Source organism: Micromonospora sp. NPDC047740 (assembly GCF_043204735.1).
Lineage (GTDB): Bacteria > Actinomycetota > Actinomycetes > Mycobacteriales > Micromonosporaceae > Micromonospora.
The window spans coordinates 156,979-173,355 of record NZ_JBIDCT010000007.1 but is presented as its reverse complement, the minus strand read 5'-3'; the positions used below and the strand labels follow the sequence as shown (position 1 = coordinate 173,355).

The window sequence follows — 16,377 nt, the reverse complement described above, 5'->3', positions numbered from 1 at the left end:
GTCCCGCCGGCCTCTGGCGGATAGAGTGCGAACAGCGGGGTACGTGCGACGTGCCCCGCTGTTCCGCGCAACGAAAGGTAACGCCTCCATGCGTCGTCCCCAGCTGGACATCCAGCTGAAGACCCCCGACCAGATCGAGATGATGCGGGCTGCCGGTCTGGTGGTGGCCCGCGCGCTGCGTCGGATGCGGGAGGCGGTTGCCCCCGGTGTGAGCACGGCCGACCTGGACGCGATCGCCGAGGCCACCATCCGGGAGGCCGGTGCCGTGCCGTCGTTCAAGGGCTACCACGGCTACCCGGCGTCGATCTGTTCCTCGGTCAACGAGCAGGTGGTGCACGCCATCCCGTCGTCCAAGCAGGTGCTCCGCGAGGGTGACCTGATCTCGATCGACTGCGGCGCGGTGCTCAACGGGTGGCACGGCGACGCCGCGATCACCCTCGGCGTCGGCGAGGCCGACCCGGCCCTGCTGAAGATGGCGGCCGTGGCCGAGGACGCGATGTGGGCCGGGATCGCCGCCGCCGCCCGGGGTGCCGCCGGCGGGAAGGGCCGGCTCACCGACATCTCCCACGCGGTGGAGCACGCGGTCCGCAAGGCCGGCCGCTACGGCATCGTCGACGGGTACGGCGGGCACGGCATCGGCACCGAGATGCACCAGGACCCGCACGTGCTCAACCACGGGCGCCCCGGCAAGGGCCCCCGGCTGGTGCCCGGCATGGCGCTGGCGATCGAGCCGATGATCACCATGGGCTCGCCGCGTACGGTCGAGCAGGCCGACGGCTGGACGGTGGTCACCCGGGACGGCTCCGTGGCGGCGCACGTCGAGCACTCGATGGCCCTGCTGAACGACGGTGTGTGGGTGCTGACCGCGGAGGACGGCGGCCGGGCCCGGCTCGGCGACCTGGTCACCGCCCGCCAGCCGGCCGACTCGCCTGCGGTCTGACGGTTTCCGGGTGTCGGCCGCGCCGACCCTGCCTTCGCTAGGCACGTGTGAACGAGTCGGCGGCCGGGCGGTGGCGCCGGCGACACCTCGGGCTGCTGGCGGTTGCCCAGGCGGGGTGACGCCGGCCGGCGGGGAGTCCGATCCGTTCGCGGCATCCGGTTCCCAGCGTGCCGATTGGGCGTTCTCGGTCGATCGCAGGCCGCCTGCGCCGATCGTTCGGGCAGGGGCGTTACTGCGAAGTGGCCCGGCGCTGTCATGCTTGCCTTCATGGACGGGGAGAGGGAGATGCGGGCGGCCGACACCGACCGGCAGGCGACGGCGGAACGGCTCCGGACGGCCCTGGAAGAGGGCCGGCTCGACCTGCACGAGTACGACGAGCGGTTGGGCCGGACGTACGGCGCGAAGACGTACGCCGAACTGGCCGAGATCGTGGCCGACCTGCCGGGTCCGGCGCCAGCGCAGCGATCCGCCCTGGCGCCCGCACCGCCCGGCCCCCTGCCGGCGAGCGAGGGAGGGGCCGCCGCGGCGGCACGCCCGTCCGGCTGGCTGCTCGGGATCTGGTCGCCCTGGTTGCGGGTGGCCGCCGTGCTGATCCCGATCTGGCTGATCGTCTCGATCGGCTCCGGCAACTTCTCCGGCTACTGGCCGGCCTGGGTGCTCGGCCCTTGGGGCGCCCTCCTGCTGTTGCGGACGGTGGGCGTGTCCGACGGCGGGCCGCACCCGACCCAGCGCCGCCAGGCACGGCGGGAACGGCGGCGGGGCCGGTGACCGACGTGCTGTGGCCAGCGCCACAGCACGTCGCCGAGGCCGGATGGATTTCCACCGTCGAGTGGCCGGATGCGCGGCCGGTTTGGCGACGGCGCGCAGGCGGGCGTACACTTTCTGATCGGCGCACAGCGTCCACTCCGGCATGCCCACCCAGCGCTTCGGTGGGAGCTGGAGCCGCGGCTGGCGCGGGTTTCCTGATCTTGGTCAGTTCACCCGTGTAAGACGTTGTGGGCCGTCCGGAGCAACCGACGTCAGGACAGCGGAGGACATGCCGAAAAAAGACGGAGCCATCGAGATCGAGGGTCGGGTCATCGAGCCCCTGCCGAACGCCATGTTCCGCGTGGAGCTCGCGAACGGCCACAAGGTGCTGGCTCACATCAGCGGCAAGATGCGGCAGCACTACATCCGCATCCTGCCGGAGGACCGGGTCGTCGTCGAACTCTCGCCGTACGACCTGACCCGCGGGCGCATCGTCTACCGCTACAAGTAAGCCTGACGACGGCCGGGAAGTCCCCGTGTCCGTCTTCGACGTCCGGCGTCGCGCACCGTCGCGTCTCCGGGCCAGATGGGAAGTAAGGCAACCGTGAAGGTCAAGCCGAGCGTCAAGAGGATCTGCAACAAGTGCCGGGTGATCCGCCGGCACGGCCGGGTCATGGTCATCTGCCAGGACCCGCGCCACAAGCAGCGCCAGGGCTGAGCCGTTCCCGCCGACCGTGACGAGCGGCGGCGGAACAGGCCCGGGCGGCAGATCCCGACAAACACATCACCAGCTCGTCCCAGCCGCGAGCGGTACGCAGCGCGTACCCCCTCGTGGTGGACCCCCGGTCGGAGGCCGGGGCCCGCTCGGGCAGCGACCGATCCCGGTCGCCGGCGCGTGACGCCGGAAGGACAGGGACGGTCGGTAGCGGGGTGGGACGGGTCCACACCTCCGCCACAACATCACGAGGAGTACGCCCGCACATGGCACGTCTAGTCGGCGTGGACCTCCCCCGCGAGAAGCGGATGGAGATCGCGCTCACCTACATCTTCGGGGTCGGCCGTACCCGCGCCCTGGAGACGCTCGCCGCCACCGGCATCTCGCCGGACAAGCGCGCTCGGGACCTCACGGATGAGGAGCTGGTCCAGCTCCGTAATCACATCGAGGGCAACTACAAGGTTGAAGGTGACCTGCGCCGCGAGGTCGCCGCTGACATCCGCCGCAAGGTCGAGATCGGCTGCTACGAGGGCATCCGGCACCGCCGGGGCCTGCCCGTGCGTGGCCAGCGGACCAAGACCAACGCGCGGACCCGGAAGGGCCCGAAGCGGACCGTCGCCGGCAAGAAGAAGCCCGGCAAGAAGTAACTAGGAGCGCACAGACTTATGCCACCGAAGGCTCGTGCCGGAGCCGCCGTCAAGAAGGTCCGGCGCAAGGAACGCAAGAACGTCGCCCACGGGCAGGCGCACATCAAGAGCACCTTCAACAACACCATCGTGTCCATCACGGACCCGACCGGTGCGGTCATCTCCTGGGCTTCCGCGGGCCAGGTCGGCTTCAAGGGCTCGCGCAAGTCGACCCCGTTCGCCGCGCAGCTGGCCGCCGAGGCCGCCGCGCGTCGGGCCATGGAGCACGGCATGCGCAAGGTCGACGTGTTCGTCAAGGGCCCCGGCTCCGGCCGGGAGACCGCCATCCGCTCGCTGCAGGCCGTGGGCCTCGAGGTCGGTCAGATCTCCGACGTCACCCCGCAGCCGCACAACGGATGCCGTCCGCCGAAGCGTCGCCGGGTCTGAGAGGTTAGAGAGAGATGGCTCGTTACACCGGTGCTGACTGCCGCCGTTGCCGGCGGGAGAAGATGAAGCTGTTCCTCAAGGGCAGCAAGTGCGATGGTCCGAAGTGCCCGTTCGAGTCCCGGCCGTTCCCGCCCGGGCAGCACGGCCGCGGCCGCACCAAGGAGACGGAGTACCTGCTCCAGCTCCGTGAGAAGCAGAAGGCCCGCCGGGTCTACGGCGTGCTGGAGAAGCAGTTCCGCGGCTACTACGAGGAGGCCGTGGGCAAGCAGGCCAAGACCGGTGAGGTCCTCCTGCAGATCCTCGAGTCGCGGCTGGACAACGTGGTCTACCGGGCCGGCTACGCCAAGTCCCGGGACATGGCCCGTCAGCTGGTCAAGCACGGTCACTTCACGGTGAACGGCAAGAAGGTCGACATCCCGTCGTTCCGGGTCAAGGAGCACGACATCATCGAGGTGCGTGCGAAGAGCAAGGAGCTCACCCCGTTCCTGGTGGCGCAGGGTGAGGCCGGCTCGCGGACCGTCCCGGCGTGGCTGGAGGCCATCCCGAGCCAGCTGAAGATCCTCGTGCACTCGCTCCCGGCCCGCCAGGTGATCGACACCCAGGTCCAGGAGCAGTTGATCGTCGAGCTCTACTCGAAGTAAGGGCTCGTTGCGGTGGCCCGCCCCCTCGGGGCGGGCCACCGGAACAGTTTGTGTCGTGGGCGTCATATGGCGGGCGCCCCGGAAGAGAAGAGAAAAGATGCTCATCAGCCAGCGACCGACCCTCTCCGAGGAGTCGATCAACGAGACCCGGTCCCGGTTCACCATCGAGCCGCTGGAGCCGGGCTTCGGCTACACCCTGGGCAACTCGCTGCGGCGTACGCTGCTGTCGTCCATCCCGGGTGCGGCCGTCACCTCGATCAAGATCGACGGCGTGCTGCACGAGTTCACCACGATCCCCGGGGTCAAGGAGGACGTGGTCGAGCTCGTCATGAACATCAAGGAGCTCTGCGTCAGCTCCGAGCACGACGAGCCGGTCAGCATGTACCTGCGCAAGCAGGGCCCGGGCGACGTGACCGCCGGTGACATCCAGCCCCCGGCCGGTGTCTCCGTGCACAACCCGGACCTGAAGCTCGCCACCCTGAACGGCAAGGGCCGGCTCGACATGGAGCTGACCGTCGAGCGGGGCCGGGGCTACGTCACGGCGGCGCAGAACAAGCAGGCGGGCGCGGAGATCGGCCGGATCCCGGTCGACTCGATCTACTCGCCGGTGCTCAAGGTGACCTACCGGGTCGAGGCGACCCGGGTCGAGCAGCGGACTGACTTCGACCGGCTGATCATCGACGTCGAGACCAAGCCGTCGATGGGCCCGCGTACCGCGCTGGCCTCGGCCGGTTCGACGCTGGTGGAGCTGTTCGGGCTGGCCCGGGAGCTGGACGAGACCGCTGAGGGCATCGACATCGGGCCGTCCCCGCAGGACGCCCAGCTGGCGGCCGACCTGGCTCTGCCGATCGAGGAGCTGGACCTCACCGTCCGCTCCTACAACTGCCTCAAGCGCGAGGGCATCAACTCCGTTGGTGAGCTGATCGGGCGTACCGAGGCGGACCTCCTCGACATCCGGAACTTCGGTCAGAAGTCGATCGACGAGGTCAAGATGAAGCTCGCCGGGATGGGCCTGGGGCTGAAGGACTCCGCCCCGAACTTCGACCCGGCGCACGTCGTGGACGCCTTCGGCGAAGCCGACTACGACACCGACGACTACCGCGAGACCGAGCAGCTCTAAGTCCGGCTGCCGCCACATCTGAGGAGCACCAACAATGCCCACGCCCACCAAGGGCCCCCGCCTCGGCGGCAGCCCCGCGCACGAGCGGCTGATGCTGGCCAACCTGGCCACCTCGCTGTTCCAGCACGGCAAGATCCAGACCACCGAGACGAAGGCCCGGCGGCTGCGTCCGCTGGCCGAGCAGCTGATCACCAAGGCCAAGCGGGGCGACCTCGCCTCGCGTCGGCGGGTGCTGGCCGTCGTCAAGGACAAGGACGTGGTCTACACCCTGTTCGACCAGATCGCGCCCCGGTACGCCAACCGCAACGGTGGCTACACCCGGATCGTGAAGACCGGCCCGCGCAAGGGTGACGCCGCTCCGATGGCGATCATCGAGCTGGTGGAGGAGCTTCAGGTCGCCGAGCCGAAGGCGAACAAGAAGACCGCCGCCCGCAAGGCCGCGCAGCAGGACAAGGTCGAGGCCCTGGCCCCGGCCGAGGAGACCCCGGCGTCGGCCCCGGCCGACCAGGACTCCGAGCCGCCGGTGCACGTCTCCGGTGACACCGCTGCCGCCCGCGAGGACAGCGACGAGGCCAACGAGAACAAGGCCTGAGCAGAGGCAGCATCGTCGGGCCCGGCATCCCTTCGTGGGGTGCCGGGCCCGACGCCGTCAACGGGAGGTACGAGGTGGACGAGCGGACCCGGCTGCGGCTGGACGTCTCGTACGACGGCACCGGCTTCTCCGGCTGGGCCGCCCAGCCCACCCGGCGCACCGTCGCCGGGGTGCTGGTCGAGACGCTGGACCTGATCCTCGGCGCGGGCACCGCGACCGGGTTGACCGTGGCCGGCCGCACCGACGCCGGCGTGCACGCCACCGGGCAGGTCTGCCACCTCGACCTGCCGACCGCCGGGTGGCGGCAGCACGAGGGGGGCCTGCTGCGCCGCCTGGCCCGGCTGCTCCCGCCCGACGTGCGGGTACGCGCCATGACCGAGGTTCCGGCCGACTTCGACGCCCGCTTCTCGGCCACCTTCCGCCGCTACGAGTACCGCGTCACCGACGCTCCGTGGGGTGCCGAGCCGTTGCGCCGCACCGACACCCTCGCCTGGCCGAAGGCGCTGGACCTGGCGGCGCTGAACGCCGCCGCCGCCGGCCTGGTGGGGGAGCACGACTTCGCCGCGTACTGCCGGCGCAAGGAGAACGCCACCACGCTGCGCGAGGTGACCCGGCTGGACTGGCGGCGCGACCCGGACGGGATCCTGGTCGCCACGGTGCAGGCCGACGCGTTCTGCCAGGCGATGGTGCGTAGCCTGGTCGGCGCCATGCTGGTCGCCGGGGACGGTCGCCGGCCGGTGGAGTGGCCGGCCAGCCTGCTGAGCCGGCGAGAACGGTCCAGCGAGGTGACCGTGGCCCCGGCGCACGGGCTGACCCTGGTCGCCGTCGGCTATCCGGACGACCCCGCCGAGTACGCCCGCCGCGCCGATCTCACCCGCCGGCTCCGGGTCCCGGTCGCCGAGGGCTGACGTCCTTCCGGCGCCGGGCCGCCGGTCAGTTGTTGCGGGGACTCCGCTGGTCGGTCGCGTTCTGGCCGGCGCTGTCGTCGGTCTGCGGCTGGGTGGGCTGGCTGGCCACCCCGCCGTTCGCCCGGCGCTCCAGCACGCCGCGGTTCAGGTGGACCTCGATCAGGTCGTACAGGATGTCGCGCGCGTTGGCGTCGGTGGAGCTGATCCGCTGCCCGTCCGCGCGGGTGACCAGGCAGTAGGCGAGGTAGTGCCCGCGTACCTGCCAGCCCACCCGGGCGGCGGCCTTCGCCACGGCTTCGGTGCTGTTGTCGACCGACATGCCCTGCAGCCGGCCCTGCCGTTCGTCGAGCAGCTGCCGCATCCGGTCCCGGGCCCGCTGGGCGCTGGCCACGTCGGTCAGGTTGAACAGGCCGGCGGTGATCAGGTAGTCCCCGTCAGGGGAGCGGAGGGTCGCCCGGACCACCTGGTTGCAGCCGAGGCGGACGAGCAGGTCGGCGATCTCACCGGTCGCCGCGACCGCGCAGCTGCCGCTGGACTGCGACTTGAGCACCTGGTAGGCCGGCTGGCCGCTGGCTACCACGAGCTGCCGGCCCGGGAAGACCTCCTTGGCGGTGAGCGCCGACTGGTCGGTGTCCCGGGAGTCCAGGTCCTTCCCGTCGGCCGCGGCCGACTGCTCCACCACGGGCTGCCCGGTCTGCTGGCCGGCCCGCGGGTTGCCGGTCCGCTCCTGCAGCAGGGCGGCGACGGCCAGGCCGCAGAGCGCGAGCAGCACCAGCACGGCGGCGCCGCCGATCAGCACCTGCCAGGTCCGGCCGCCGCCGCGCCTGCGGATGGGCCTGGCGGGCTCGGCCAGGTCCAGCTCGTCGGCCGGGTGGGTGACGGGGGGCTCCGCGGCCGGCGCGGATGGGCGGCCCGGGGTGGTGGACACCGGCGGCGCTGCCTCCCGATGCGGTGCGGCGGTGGACGTCGGCGGCGGCGTCGGCCCGGTGGCCCGGGTGGCGACCGGAGCGGTCGCCTGCCGGGCCGCCGCCGGGGCCGGGGCCGGGGTGACGTCGACGGGCGGTCGGGTGCGCCGCACCGGCGGGGGCAGCGACGGAGTGGGGAAGCGGGACGGCGAGGGGCCCGCGGGTGAAGGTGCCGCGGGTACGGACGGCTCCGACCCGGGCCTCGGGTACTCCAGGAAGCCGTCCTCATCGGACTCGTACCGATACACCATGTGCGTTACCCTAGGACCCATTGTCCCTTTCGGGGGTAATATCGGGAAAATCAAGCGAAGTGGTGTCGCATCTACTTCGCCCACACCGTCGGCGGTGCCGTCCGGGGCCGGTGCGACAATGCCGGACGTGACCGGCGACCACTACTTCACCGCTGAACCCACGAGCGCCGCCCAGCCGCGCGAGGTCCAGTTCTCCGTCGCCGGGCGCGACTACACCCTCGCCTCGGCCGGCGGGGTCTTCTCCGCCGACCGGCTCGACCCCGGCACTGCCGTCCTGTTGCGCAAGGCGGAGCTGCCCACCGCCGCCACCACCGGCCCGCTGCTCGACGTCGGCTGCGGGTTCGGGCCGATCACCTGCGTACTCGCCACCAGCGCGCCGGCCGCCACCGTCTGGGCGGTCGACGTCAACCAGCGCGCGCGTGAGCTCACCGCCGCCAACGCCGCCCGGGTCGGGGCCGCCGATCGGGTCCGGGTCGCCGCGCCGGACGGGGTACCAGCCGACGTCTCCTTCGCCCAGATCTGGTCCAACCCTCCGATCCACATCGGCAAGTCGGAGCTGCACGGGCTGCTGCTGCGCTGGCTGCCCCGGCTCGCCCCGGACGGGGTGGCGTGGCTGGTGGTCGCCCGGCACCTCGGCGGCGACTCGCTGCACCGCTGGCTCGTCGAGCAGGGCTGGCAGGTCGAGCGGCACGCCAGCCAGAAGGGCTACCGGGTGCTGCGGGTCACCCGATAATCGAGTGTCGCCCGTGCCGTCCCCTCGGGCAGGATGCCCGCGTGGGATACGTGGACGTGGCAGGGGTCGGGCACTTCCTCCCGGACGGCCGGGAGCTCTTCGCCGAGGTGTCGTTCCGGGTCGGTGAGGGCGCCAAGGTGGCCCTCGTCGGGCCCAACGGCGCCGGCAAGACCACCCTGCTCCGGATGGTCGCCGGCGACCTGCCGGTGAAGACCGGCGCGATCGCCCGCTCCGGCGGTCTCGGCGTGATGCGGCAGTTCATCGGCATGATCGGTGACGACTCGGCGCTCGCCGACCTGGCCCTCGCGCTCGCCCCGCCGGCGTTGCGCGACGCCGGCCGCCGGCTCGCCGAGACCGAGGCGGCCATGCGGGCGGCCGAGGTCCGCGGCAAGTACAGCACCGCCGCCGGCAAGGCCCAGCTCGCGTACGCGGACGCGCTCGCGGCCTGGGGTGAGGTCGGCGGGTACGACGCCGAGGTGCTCTTCGACACCGTCACCACCATCGTCCTCGACCTGCCGTGGGATGCCGCCCGGGACCGCCCGGTGCGGACCCTCTCCGGCGGCCAGCAGAAGCGCTTCGCCCTCGAACTGCTGCTCCGGGGCACCGACGAGGTGCTCCTCCTCGACGAGCCGGACAACTTCCTCGACGTGCCGGGCAAGCGGTGGCTGGAGGCACGGCTGCGCGAGTCCGGCAAGTCGGTGCTCTACGTCTCGCACGACCGGGAGCTGCTGGCGCAGACCGCCGACCGGGTGGTCGCCGTCGAAGGTGGCAGCGCCTGGGTGCACCCGGGCAGCTTCGCGAGCTGGCACGAGGCGCGGGTGGCCCGGCACGCCCGCCTCGACGAGCTGCGCAAGCGCTGGGACGAGGAACACCAGAAGCTGCGCGAGCTGGTGCTGATGTACAAGCAGAAGGCCGCGTACAACTCCGACATGGCCTCGCGTTACCAGTCGGCGCAGACCCGGTTGCGCAAGTTCGAGGAGGCCGGGCCGCCGCCCGTACCCCCGAAGGACCAGGACATCCGGATGCGGCTGACCGGCGGGCGGACCGGCAAGCGGGCCGTGGTCTGCGAGCAGCTCGAGCTCGACGGCCTGACCTACCCCTTCGACCTGGAGCTCTGGTACGGCGACCGGGTCGCCGTGCTGGGCGCGAACGGGACGGGCAAGTCGCATTTCCTCCGCCTGCTGGCCCGCGGCGGGAGCGACCCGGACCCGGCCAACGCGCCGGTCGACGGCGCGGCCGCGCTCGCCCCCGTCGCCCACGGCGGGGTGGTACGACTCGGCGCCCGGGTCCGGCCCGGGCACTTCTCGCAGACCCACGACCGGCCGGAGCTGCTGGAGAAGACGCTGGTCGACATCCTCTGGCGGGGCGACGAGCACCGGGCCGGGATGGACCGGCACGCGGCGATGGCGGCGCTGTCCCGGTATGAGCTGGCCGGGCAGGGCGACCAGCGTTTCGGCACCCTCTCCGGTGGCCAGCAGGCCCGCTTCCTGGTGCTGCTGCTGGAGCTCTCCGGGGCCACCCTGCTGCTGCTCGACGAGCCGACCGACAACCTCGACCTGGCCTCCGCCGAGGCGCTCGAAGCGGGGTTGGCCGCGTTCGAGGGGACGGTGATCGCGGTGACCCACGACCGGTGGTTCACCCGCTCCTTCGACCGGTTCGTGCTGTTCCGCGGCGACGGCGAGGTGGTGGAGACCCCCGAGCCGGTCTGGGACGTCGGCTGACCGGGCCGTGCCTTCGCCCCGGGTCCGCCGCGAGTTCGGCGCGGCGGACCCGGGTGAGCGCCGCTGTGGAGCTGATGTCGTGACCGACTCACCGGGTCGTCCCCGACCTCGGGGCTCGACCAGTTGCGTTCCCCGCCCGGGCATAGGGTGGATCTCGTGAGTGAGATGACGTACCGCCGGCTGGGCGACTCCGGGCTCGTGGTGTCCGTGGTCGGCATCGGCTGCAACAACTTCGGCCGCAAGCTCGACCTCGACGGCACCCGGGCGGTGGTCGAGGCCGCCCTCGACGCCGGGATCAACTTCTTCGACACCGCCGACATCTACGGCGAGCCGCAGGGCAGCTCCGAGGAGCTGCTCGGGCAGGCGCTCAAGGGCCACCGCGACGACGTGGTGGTCGCCACCAAGTTCGGCATGGACATGCACGGCCTGAACGGGCCGGACTTCGGTGCCCGGGGTGCCCGCCGCTACATCGCCCGCGCGGTCGAGGCGTCGCTGCGCCGGCTCGGCACCGACCACATCGACCTGTACCAGATGCACGAACCCGACCCGGACACCCCGATCGACGAGACACTTGCTGCCCTGGACGACCTGGTCCGTGCCGGCAAGGTCCGCTACCTCGGCAACTCGAACTTCGCCGGCTGGCAGATCGCCGACGCCGACTGGACCGCGTCGTCGCAGGGCCGCACCCGCTTCATCTCCGCGCAGAACCACTACAGTCTGCTGGAGCGGAGCGTCGAGGCCGAGGTCATCCCGGCCTGCGAGCGGTTCGGCCTGGGCATGCTGCCGTTCTTCCCGCTGGCCAACGGCCTGCTCACCGGCAAGTACCACCGGGGCGAGGCGCCGCCCGCCGGCAGCCGGCTCTCCGGCGGCGGCCGGTACGCCGAGCGGCTGGCCGCGGCGGACTGGGACACCATCGAGGCGATCGAGGCGTACGCGGCGAAGCGTCGGATCTCGATGCTTCAGGTGGCCATCGGTGGACTCGCCGCCCGCCCGGCGGTGACCTCGGTGATCGCCGGTGCCACCACGCCCGAGCAGGTACGCGCCAACGCCGAGGCGGGTGCCTGGCAGCCCACCGACGAGGACCTGGCCGCCCTCGACGCCATCCTCTGACCCGGCTTTCCGCTGCCCCGGCGCCGTCCCACGGCACCGGGGCAGCGTGCTGTCCGCTCCGGCCTGCTGGCGGCACCCGTGGCGGCGGTGGGTGGGAAAAGTGCCACCCGGCCTTGGCGTGCCCGCGGCGGACGTCGTACGGTAGGCCACAAGTGACCCACGGGAGCCCGGTGCACCGGGCTGAGAGGGGGGCTGCAGCCCCCGACCGTCGAACCTGATCCGGGTAATGCCGGCGCAGGGAGGAGTGTTGCCGTGCCGTCCCTGGGACGTCTGCATCTGATCACCGACACCCGGCCGGGCCGGGATCCGCTCGCCGTGCTGCGCGCCGCCCTGCCGGTGGCCCGCGCCGAACTGGTCGTCCAGGTCCGGGTGGCGGACGGCGCCACCGACCGGGAGGCGTACGAACTGGCCGCCCGGGTGGTCGCGCTGTGCCGGCTGCACGGGGCGACCTGCCTGGTCAACGACCGGCTGCACGTGGCGCTCGCGGTGGACGCGGCCGGTGGCCACGTCGGCGCGGACGACCTGCCCGTGGCAGCCGCCCGCCACGTGCTCGGCTCCACCGCCGTGCTCGGCGCCACCGCTCGGGAACCGGGGGCCGCCGTCGCGGCGGTCGCCGCCGGAGCCAGCTACCTGGGCGTGGGCCCCTGCCACGCCACCGCCACCAAGCCAGGGCTGCCCGACCCGATCGGCCCCCAGGGGGTACGCGCGGTCGCCGGGGCGGTGGACGTACCGGTGATCGCGATCGGCGGGGTGACCGCCGCGCGGGTGCCGGCGCTGCGGGCCGCCGGGGCGTACGGGGTGGCGGTGGTCGGGGCGCTGTCCGAGGCCGCCGACCCGGCCCGGACCACCGCCGAACTGCTCGGGGCACTGGCGTGCTGACCCGGCCGGACGTCGCCATCGTGGGGGCGGGACCGGTCGGGCTGGCGATCGCGTGGCGGTGCGCGCAGCGCGGGCTGCGGGTGGTCGTCCACGATCCGGCACCGGGCTCCGGGGCGTCGCACGTGGCGGCCGGGATGCTGTCGCCGGTGGCCGAGGCGTACTTCGGCGAGCACGAGCTGACCAGGCTGCTCGCCGACTCCGCCGCCCGCTGGCCGGCCTTCGCCGCCGAGCTGACCGAGGACGCCGGCACCGACGTCGGGTACCGCACCGACGGCACGCTGGTGGTCGGGTTGACCGCCGACGACCTGGCCGAGGCGCGCCGGCTCTGGTCGTACCAGCAGGGGTTGGAGCTGCCGATCACGCCGCTGCGTCCCTCCGCGCTGCGGGACCGCGAGCCGGCGCTGGCCCCCCGGGTGCGCGGCGGCGCGGTCGCCCCCGGCGACCATCAGGTCGACCCGCGCCGGCTGGTGGCGGCGCTGCGCGCGGCGGCCGAGCTGGCCGGCGTCGCGCTCCGCCCCGCCCCGGTCGCCCGGCTCTCCGACGTGGACGCCCGGTTCACCGTGGTCGCCGCCGGGTGCGGCGCGGCGGCGCTCACCGGGCTGCCGGTCCGGCCGGTGAAGGGGCAGGTGCTCCGGCTCCGCGCGCCCGGTGGCGGCGCGCCGGGCTTCCGGCACGTGATCCGGGGGTACGCCGACGGCGAGTCGATCTATCTGGTGCCCCGGGACAGCGGCGAGGTGGTGATCGGGGCGACCGTCGAGGAGCGCACCGACACCGAGGTGACCGCCGGGGCGGTGCTCCGGCTGCTCCGCGCCGCCGTCGACCTGGTTCCCGAGCTGGCCGAGTACGACCTGGTCGAGGCGTCCGCCGGGCTGCGCCCCGGTACGCCGGACAACGCGCCGATCATCGGGCCGCTGCCCGGCCGGCCGGGCGTGCTCGTCGCCACCGGCCATCACCGGCACGGCATCGTGCTCACCCCGGTCACCGCCGACCTGATCACCGAGCTGATCGTCACCGGCGAGCCGGACCCGCTGCTCGCCCCGTTCATCCCGGACCGGTTCGTACCCGAGGAGGAGCCCAGATGGAACTGATCGTCAACGGCGCCGGGCGGAGCGTGCCCGGCGGAGCGACTGTCGCCGACGTGGTCCGGGAGGTCACCGACCAGCGGCGCGGCCTGGCGGTCGCGGTCAACGGCGAGGTGGTGCCGCGCGGCGGCTGGTCGGCGACCGCCCTGCACGACGGCGACCGGGTCGAGGTGCTCAGCGCCGCCCAGGGCGGGTGAGCGCCATGGCCCTTGAGATCGGCGGGACCGCGTTCGGCTCCCGGCTCATCCTCGGTACCGGCGGGGCGGCCAACCTGCACGTGCTGGAGCAGGCGATCCGCGCCTCCGGCACCGAGCTGGTCACCGTGGCGCTCCGCCGGGTCGACACCGCACCGGGCAGCGGCGGCGGCCTGCTCGACCTGCTCGACCGGTGCGGCGTACGGGTGTTGCCGAACACGGCCGGCTGCCACACCGCGTCGGAGGCGGTGAAGGTGGCCCAGCTGGCCCGGGAGGCGTTCGACACCGACTGGGTGAAGCTGGAGGTGATCGGCGACGAACGCACGCTGCTGCCCGACGGGGTGGAGCTGCTGCGCGCCGCCGAGGAGCTGGTGGCGGACGGGTTCACCGTGCTGCCCTACACCTCGGACGACCCGGTCCTGGCCCGGCGGCTGGCCGACGTGGGCTGCGCGGCGGTGATGCCGGCCGGCGCGCCGATCGGCTCCGGCCTGGGCGTGAGCAACCCGCACCACATCCGGCTGATCCGGCAGAGCGTCGACGTGCCGGTGATCCTCGACGCCGGCATCGGCACCGCCTCGGACGCCGCGCTCGCCATGGAACTGGGCTGCGACGCGGTGCTGCTGGCCAGCGCGGTCACCCGGGCCGCCGACCCGGTGGCGATGGCCACCGCCATGCGGTACGCGGTGGAAGCCGGGCGGCTCGCGTGCGGGGCGGGCCGGATCGCCCGCCGCTTCCACGCCCTCGCCTCCACCCCCGACGAGGGAAGGCCGGACCTGTGACCGCACCGTCCGGCCTGGTGGTGCTGACGGACCGGCGGGTGGCGCGGAAGCCGCTGCCCGAGGTGATCGCAGCGGCCGTGGGCGGGGGAGTGCGCTGGGTGGTGCTACGGGAGCAGGACCTGCCCCGCGCCGAGCGGGCCGCCCTCGCCGGCGAGCTGCGGGCGATCCTCGCCGAGGCGGGCGGCACCCTGGTCGTCGCCGGCTCCGACCCGCTCGACGGCGACGCCATCCACCTCCCCGCCGCCGGCCCGTATCCACCGCCGGTCGTCGGCCTCGTCGGCCGCTCCTGCCACGACGAGGCGGAGCTGCGCCGACTCACCACAGAGGACTACGTGACGCTGTCGCCGGTCTGGGCGACCAGAACCAAGCCGGGCTACGGCCCACCCCTGCTCCCGGGGCGACTCGCCGACCTGATTGAGCTCAGCCCGGTGCCGGCCCTGGCCCTCGGCGGCATCGAGACGCCCGAGCAGGTCACCGCGTGCCTCGAGGCGGGCGCCGTCGGGGTGGCGGTGCTGGGTGGCGTCATGCGCGCCGAGGATCCCGGCGTGGCGGCCGCCACGCTGACCGAGAGCTTCCACGAGGCGGTCACCCGGCCGACCGAGAACTATCGCGAGACAGTCACCCCCGTGCCGCAAAGCTGGCACGCCCCGACGGAGGTCTCCACGACGGGGCTGCGGCCGACCGTGCCCACGGAGGGATCAAGCCTGACCGCCCGGAGTGGGCACGGTCGGCCGCAGCCCTCAACAGCAACCACCCTGGGGGAGACGTGACACCGCGGACAGTCCTCACCATCGCCGGATCAGACTCCGGCGCCGGCGCGGGCATCCAGGCCGACCTCAAGGTCTTCGCCGCCCTCGGCGCGTACGGCACCAGCGTGATCACCGCGATCACCGCGCAGAACACCGGGGGCGTCGACGCCGTCCTGCCGCTGCCCCCGCAGACCGTCCGGGACCAGCTCGACAGCGTGCTCGGGGACTTCGCCGTGCGCGCGGTGAAGACCGGCATGCTCGGCACCCCGGCGGTCGCCGATGCGATCGCCGAGGCGGCGGAGGCGGGGCGACTGCCCCGGCTCGTCGTCGATCCGGTGCTGGTCGCCACCAGTGGACACCCGCTCGGGGTGGTGGAGGCGGTGCAGCGGCTGCTGCCGTACGCCGAGGTGGCGACACCGAACTGCGCGGAGGCCGCGGCCCTCACCGGACGCCCGGTGACCACGGTCGAGGAGATGGTCACGGCGGCCGAGGCCCTCGCGGCCGCCGGCCCGGCGCACGTGGTGGTGACCGGCGGCGACGTGGACGCCGCGGGTGAGTCGGTGGACGTGCTGGTCGGCGGCGGGGCGACCAGGCTGCTGCGGGGGCCCCGGGTGCCCACCCGGCACACCCACGGCACCGGCTGCTCGTTCTCGGCGGCGATCGCCGTCCGGCGGGCGGCCGGCGATCCGGTCCCGGTCGCGGTCACCGCCGCCAAGGAGTACGTCGCCCGCGCGCTGGCCGGCGCGCGGGACTGGGAACTGGGCGCGGGGTCCGGCCCGCTGGACCACTTCGGCTGGTCCGCTTGAGCCGACAGGAGGCTGCCATGCTGGCACGACCCAAGGTCTACGTCGAGGAGGGGCGCAGGCCTGGGCCGACGCGCTGTCCCGAGCCCGGTTCGAGTTCCGCTGGGAGGACCAGTTCAACCTCGCGCTCGATCCGGAGACAGCGCGGTCATACCACGACGCGACGCTCCCCGCCGAGCCGGCGAAGACCGCGCACTTCTGCTCGATGTGCGGGCCGAAGTTCTGCTCCATGAAGATCACCCAGGAACTGGCGGACTACGCGGCGCGCGGCATGCAGGACAAGTCCGCCGAGTTCCGTTCGGCCGGTTCCCGGGTCTACCTGCCGCTGGCCTGAGCGCCCCCGGTCCGGACCCGCCAGGTGGCCGGCCCGGACCG

20 protein-coding genes, 1 pseudogene and 1 riboswitch are annotated in these 16,377 nt (G+C 73.2%); of the genes and pseudogenes, 20 read left to right on the top strand and 1 reads right to left on the bottom strand.

The window, feature by feature from the left end; genetic code table 11:
- The first annotated feature begins 88 nt into the window (after positions 1 to 88).
- The 10 genes from map (at position 89) to truA (ending at position 6,736) form a co-directional block, all read left to right on the top strand.
- A complete protein-coding gene (gene map / locus ACGF4F_RS15255; protein ID WP_393077806.1) occupies positions 89 to 940 on the top strand; it encodes a type I methionyl aminopeptidase in 852 nt (283 codons plus the stop codon).
- Between the two features lie 267 nt (positions 941 to 1,207).
- A complete protein-coding gene (locus ACGF4F_RS15250; protein ID WP_393077803.1) occupies positions 1,208 to 1,708 on the top strand; it encodes a DUF1707 domain-containing protein in 501 nt (166 codons plus the stop codon).
- 268 nt (positions 1,709 to 1,976) lie between these two features.
- Positions 1,977 to 2,198, top strand: coding sequence for a translation initiation factor IF-1 (gene infA / locus ACGF4F_RS15245; protein WP_007073013.1), 222 nt, complete (start codon positions 1,977 to 1,979; stop codon positions 2,196 to 2,198).
- Positions 2,199 to 2,291: 93 nt separating this feature from the next.
- Complete coding sequence (gene rpmJ, locus ACGF4F_RS15240; protein WP_073834917.1) at positions 2,292 to 2,405, top strand: 50S ribosomal protein L36; 114 nt, start codon at positions 2,292 to 2,294, stop codon at positions 2,403 to 2,405.
- 263 nt (positions 2,406 to 2,668) lie between these two features.
- Complete coding sequence (rpsM, locus tag ACGF4F_RS15235) at positions 2,669 to 3,049, top strand: 30S ribosomal protein S13 (protein ID WP_073834916.1); 381 nt, start codon at positions 2,669 to 2,671, stop codon at positions 3,047 to 3,049.
- 18 nt (positions 3,050 to 3,067) lie between these two features.
- Positions 3,068 to 3,475, top strand: a complete 408-nt coding sequence (gene rpsK, locus ACGF4F_RS15230) for a 30S ribosomal protein S11 (RefSeq protein WP_007073011.1) — start codon at positions 3,068 to 3,070, stop codon at positions 3,473 to 3,475.
- Between the two features lie 14 nt (positions 3,476 to 3,489).
- Positions 3,490 to 4,116 carry a 30S ribosomal protein S4 gene (rpsD, locus tag ACGF4F_RS15225; protein WP_357438186.1) on the top strand — a complete coding sequence of 209 codons (627 nt, stop codon included), beginning with the start codon at positions 3,490 to 3,492 and terminating at the stop codon, positions 4,114 to 4,116.
- A gap of 97 nt (positions 4,117 to 4,213) precedes the next feature.
- Complete coding sequence (locus tag ACGF4F_RS15220; protein WP_013735931.1) at positions 4,214 to 5,236, top strand: DNA-directed RNA polymerase subunit alpha; 1,023 nt, start codon at positions 4,214 to 4,216, stop codon at positions 5,234 to 5,236.
- Positions 5,237 to 5,270: 34 nt separating this feature from the next.
- A complete protein-coding gene (gene rplQ, locus ACGF4F_RS15215) occupies positions 5,271 to 5,828 on the top strand; it encodes a 50S ribosomal protein L17 (RefSeq protein WP_357438184.1) in 558 nt (185 codons plus the stop codon).
- 74 nt (positions 5,829 to 5,902) lie between these two features.
- Positions 5,903 to 6,736, top strand: coding sequence for a tRNA pseudouridine(38-40) synthase TruA (gene truA, locus ACGF4F_RS15210; protein WP_357438181.1), 834 nt, complete (start codon positions 5,903 to 5,905; stop codon positions 6,734 to 6,736).
- A 25-nt stretch (positions 6,737 to 6,761) separates the two neighbouring features.
- Here the strand turns inward: truA and ACGF4F_RS15205 are convergent, their stop codons facing one another.
- A complete protein-coding gene (locus tag ACGF4F_RS15205; protein ID WP_393077797.1) occupies positions 6,762 to 7,952 on the bottom strand; it encodes a hypothetical protein in 1,191 nt (396 codons plus the stop codon).
- A gap of 127 nt (positions 7,953 to 8,079) precedes the next feature.
- Between ACGF4F_RS15205 and ACGF4F_RS15200 the strand changes: the two genes are divergently transcribed.
- The 10 genes and pseudogenes from ACGF4F_RS15200 to ACGF4F_RS15155 all read left to right on the top strand — a co-directional run.
- A complete protein-coding gene (locus ACGF4F_RS15200) occupies positions 8,080 to 8,685 on the top strand; it encodes a methyltransferase (RefSeq protein ID WP_357438176.1) in 606 nt (201 codons plus the stop codon).
- A gap of 41 nt (positions 8,686 to 8,726) precedes the next feature.
- Entirely contained in the window at positions 8,727 to 10,406 is a 1,680-nt protein-coding gene (locus ACGF4F_RS15195) for an ATP-binding cassette domain-containing protein (protein ID WP_357438174.1), read from the top strand.
- Positions 10,407 to 10,553: 147 nt separating this feature from the next.
- Positions 10,554 to 11,516, top strand: coding sequence for an aldo/keto reductase (locus ACGF4F_RS15190; protein ID WP_357438171.1), 963 nt, complete (start codon positions 10,554 to 10,556; stop codon positions 11,514 to 11,516).
- A 150-nt stretch (positions 11,517 to 11,666) separates the two neighbouring features.
- A riboswitch (TPP riboswitch) is annotated at positions 11,667 to 11,774 on the top strand.
- Positions 11,769 to 12,395, top strand: a complete 627-nt coding sequence (thiE, locus tag ACGF4F_RS15185; protein WP_357438168.1) for a thiamine phosphate synthase — start codon at positions 11,769 to 11,771, stop codon at positions 12,393 to 12,395. It overlaps the preceding riboswitch by 6 nt.
- A complete protein-coding gene (thiO, locus tag ACGF4F_RS15180) occupies positions 12,389 to 13,483 on the top strand; it encodes a glycine oxidase ThiO (protein WP_393077793.1) in 1,095 nt (364 codons plus the stop codon). The genes thiE and thiO overlap by 7 nt, the downstream gene beginning before the upstream one ends.
- Entirely contained in the window at positions 13,474 to 13,674 is a 201-nt protein-coding gene (gene thiS, locus ACGF4F_RS15175) for a sulfur carrier protein ThiS (RefSeq protein WP_357438162.1), read from the top strand. The genes thiO and thiS overlap by 10 nt, the downstream gene beginning before the upstream one ends.
- A 5-nt stretch (positions 13,675 to 13,679) precedes the next feature.
- Complete coding sequence (locus ACGF4F_RS15170; protein ID WP_393077790.1) at positions 13,680 to 14,450, top strand: thiazole synthase; 771 nt, start codon at positions 13,680 to 13,682, stop codon at positions 14,448 to 14,450.
- The gene (locus ACGF4F_RS15165) at positions 14,447 to 15,220 is read left to right on the top strand and encodes a thiamine phosphate synthase (protein WP_393077788.1); all 774 of its coding nucleotides are present in this window, start codon (positions 14,447 to 14,449) and stop codon (positions 15,218 to 15,220) included. Before ACGF4F_RS15170 ends, ACGF4F_RS15165 begins: the two co-directional genes overlap by 4 nt.
- Positions 15,217 to 16,005 carry a bifunctional hydroxymethylpyrimidine kinase/phosphomethylpyrimidine kinase gene (gene thiD / locus ACGF4F_RS15160; protein WP_357438156.1) on the top strand — a complete coding sequence of 263 codons (789 nt, stop codon included), beginning with the start codon at positions 15,217 to 15,219 and terminating at the stop codon, positions 16,003 to 16,005. Before ACGF4F_RS15165 ends, thiD begins: the two co-directional genes overlap by 4 nt.
- Before the next feature lie 46 nt (positions 16,006 to 16,051).
- A pseudogene (locus ACGF4F_RS15155) lies at positions 16,052 to 16,336 on the top strand (phosphomethylpyrimidine synthase ThiC); the annotation flags it as partial.
- Between the last annotated feature and the right edge of the window lie 41 nt (positions 16,337 to 16,377).

Coding starts and splice junctions, on each gene's coding strand:
- map (WP_393077806.1), top strand. CDS start 89: ATGCGTCGTCCCCAGCTGGACATCCAGCTGAAGACCCCCGACCAGATC.
- ACGF4F_RS15250 (WP_393077803.1), top strand. CDS start 1,208: ATGGACGGGGAGAGGGAGATGCGGGCGGCCGACACCGACCGGCAGGCG.
- infA (WP_007073013.1), top strand. CDS start 1,977: ATGCCGAAAAAAGACGGAGCCATCGAGATCGAGGGTCGGGTCATCGAG.
- rpsM (WP_073834916.1), top strand. CDS start 2,669: ATGGCACGTCTAGTCGGCGTGGACCTCCCCCGCGAGAAGCGGATGGAG.
- rpsK (WP_007073011.1), top strand. CDS start 3,068: ATGCCACCGAAGGCTCGTGCCGGAGCCGCCGTCAAGAAGGTCCGGCGC.
- rpsD (WP_357438186.1), top strand. CDS start 3,490: ATGGCTCGTTACACCGGTGCTGACTGCCGCCGTTGCCGGCGGGAGAAG.
- ACGF4F_RS15220 (WP_013735931.1), top strand. CDS start 4,214: ATGCTCATCAGCCAGCGACCGACCCTCTCCGAGGAGTCGATCAACGAG.
- rplQ (WP_357438184.1), top strand. CDS start 5,271: ATGCCCACGCCCACCAAGGGCCCCCGCCTCGGCGGCAGCCCCGCGCAC.
- ACGF4F_RS15205 (WP_393077797.1), bottom strand. CDS start 7,952: ATGGTGTATCGGTACGAGTCCGATGAGGACGGCTTCCTGGAGTACCCG.
- thiS (WP_357438162.1), top strand. CDS start 13,474: ATGGAACTGATCGTCAACGGCGCCGGGCGGAGCGTGCCCGGCGGAGCG.
- ACGF4F_RS15170 (WP_393077790.1), top strand. CDS start 13,680: ATGGCCCTTGAGATCGGCGGGACCGCGTTCGGCTCCCGGCTCATCCTC.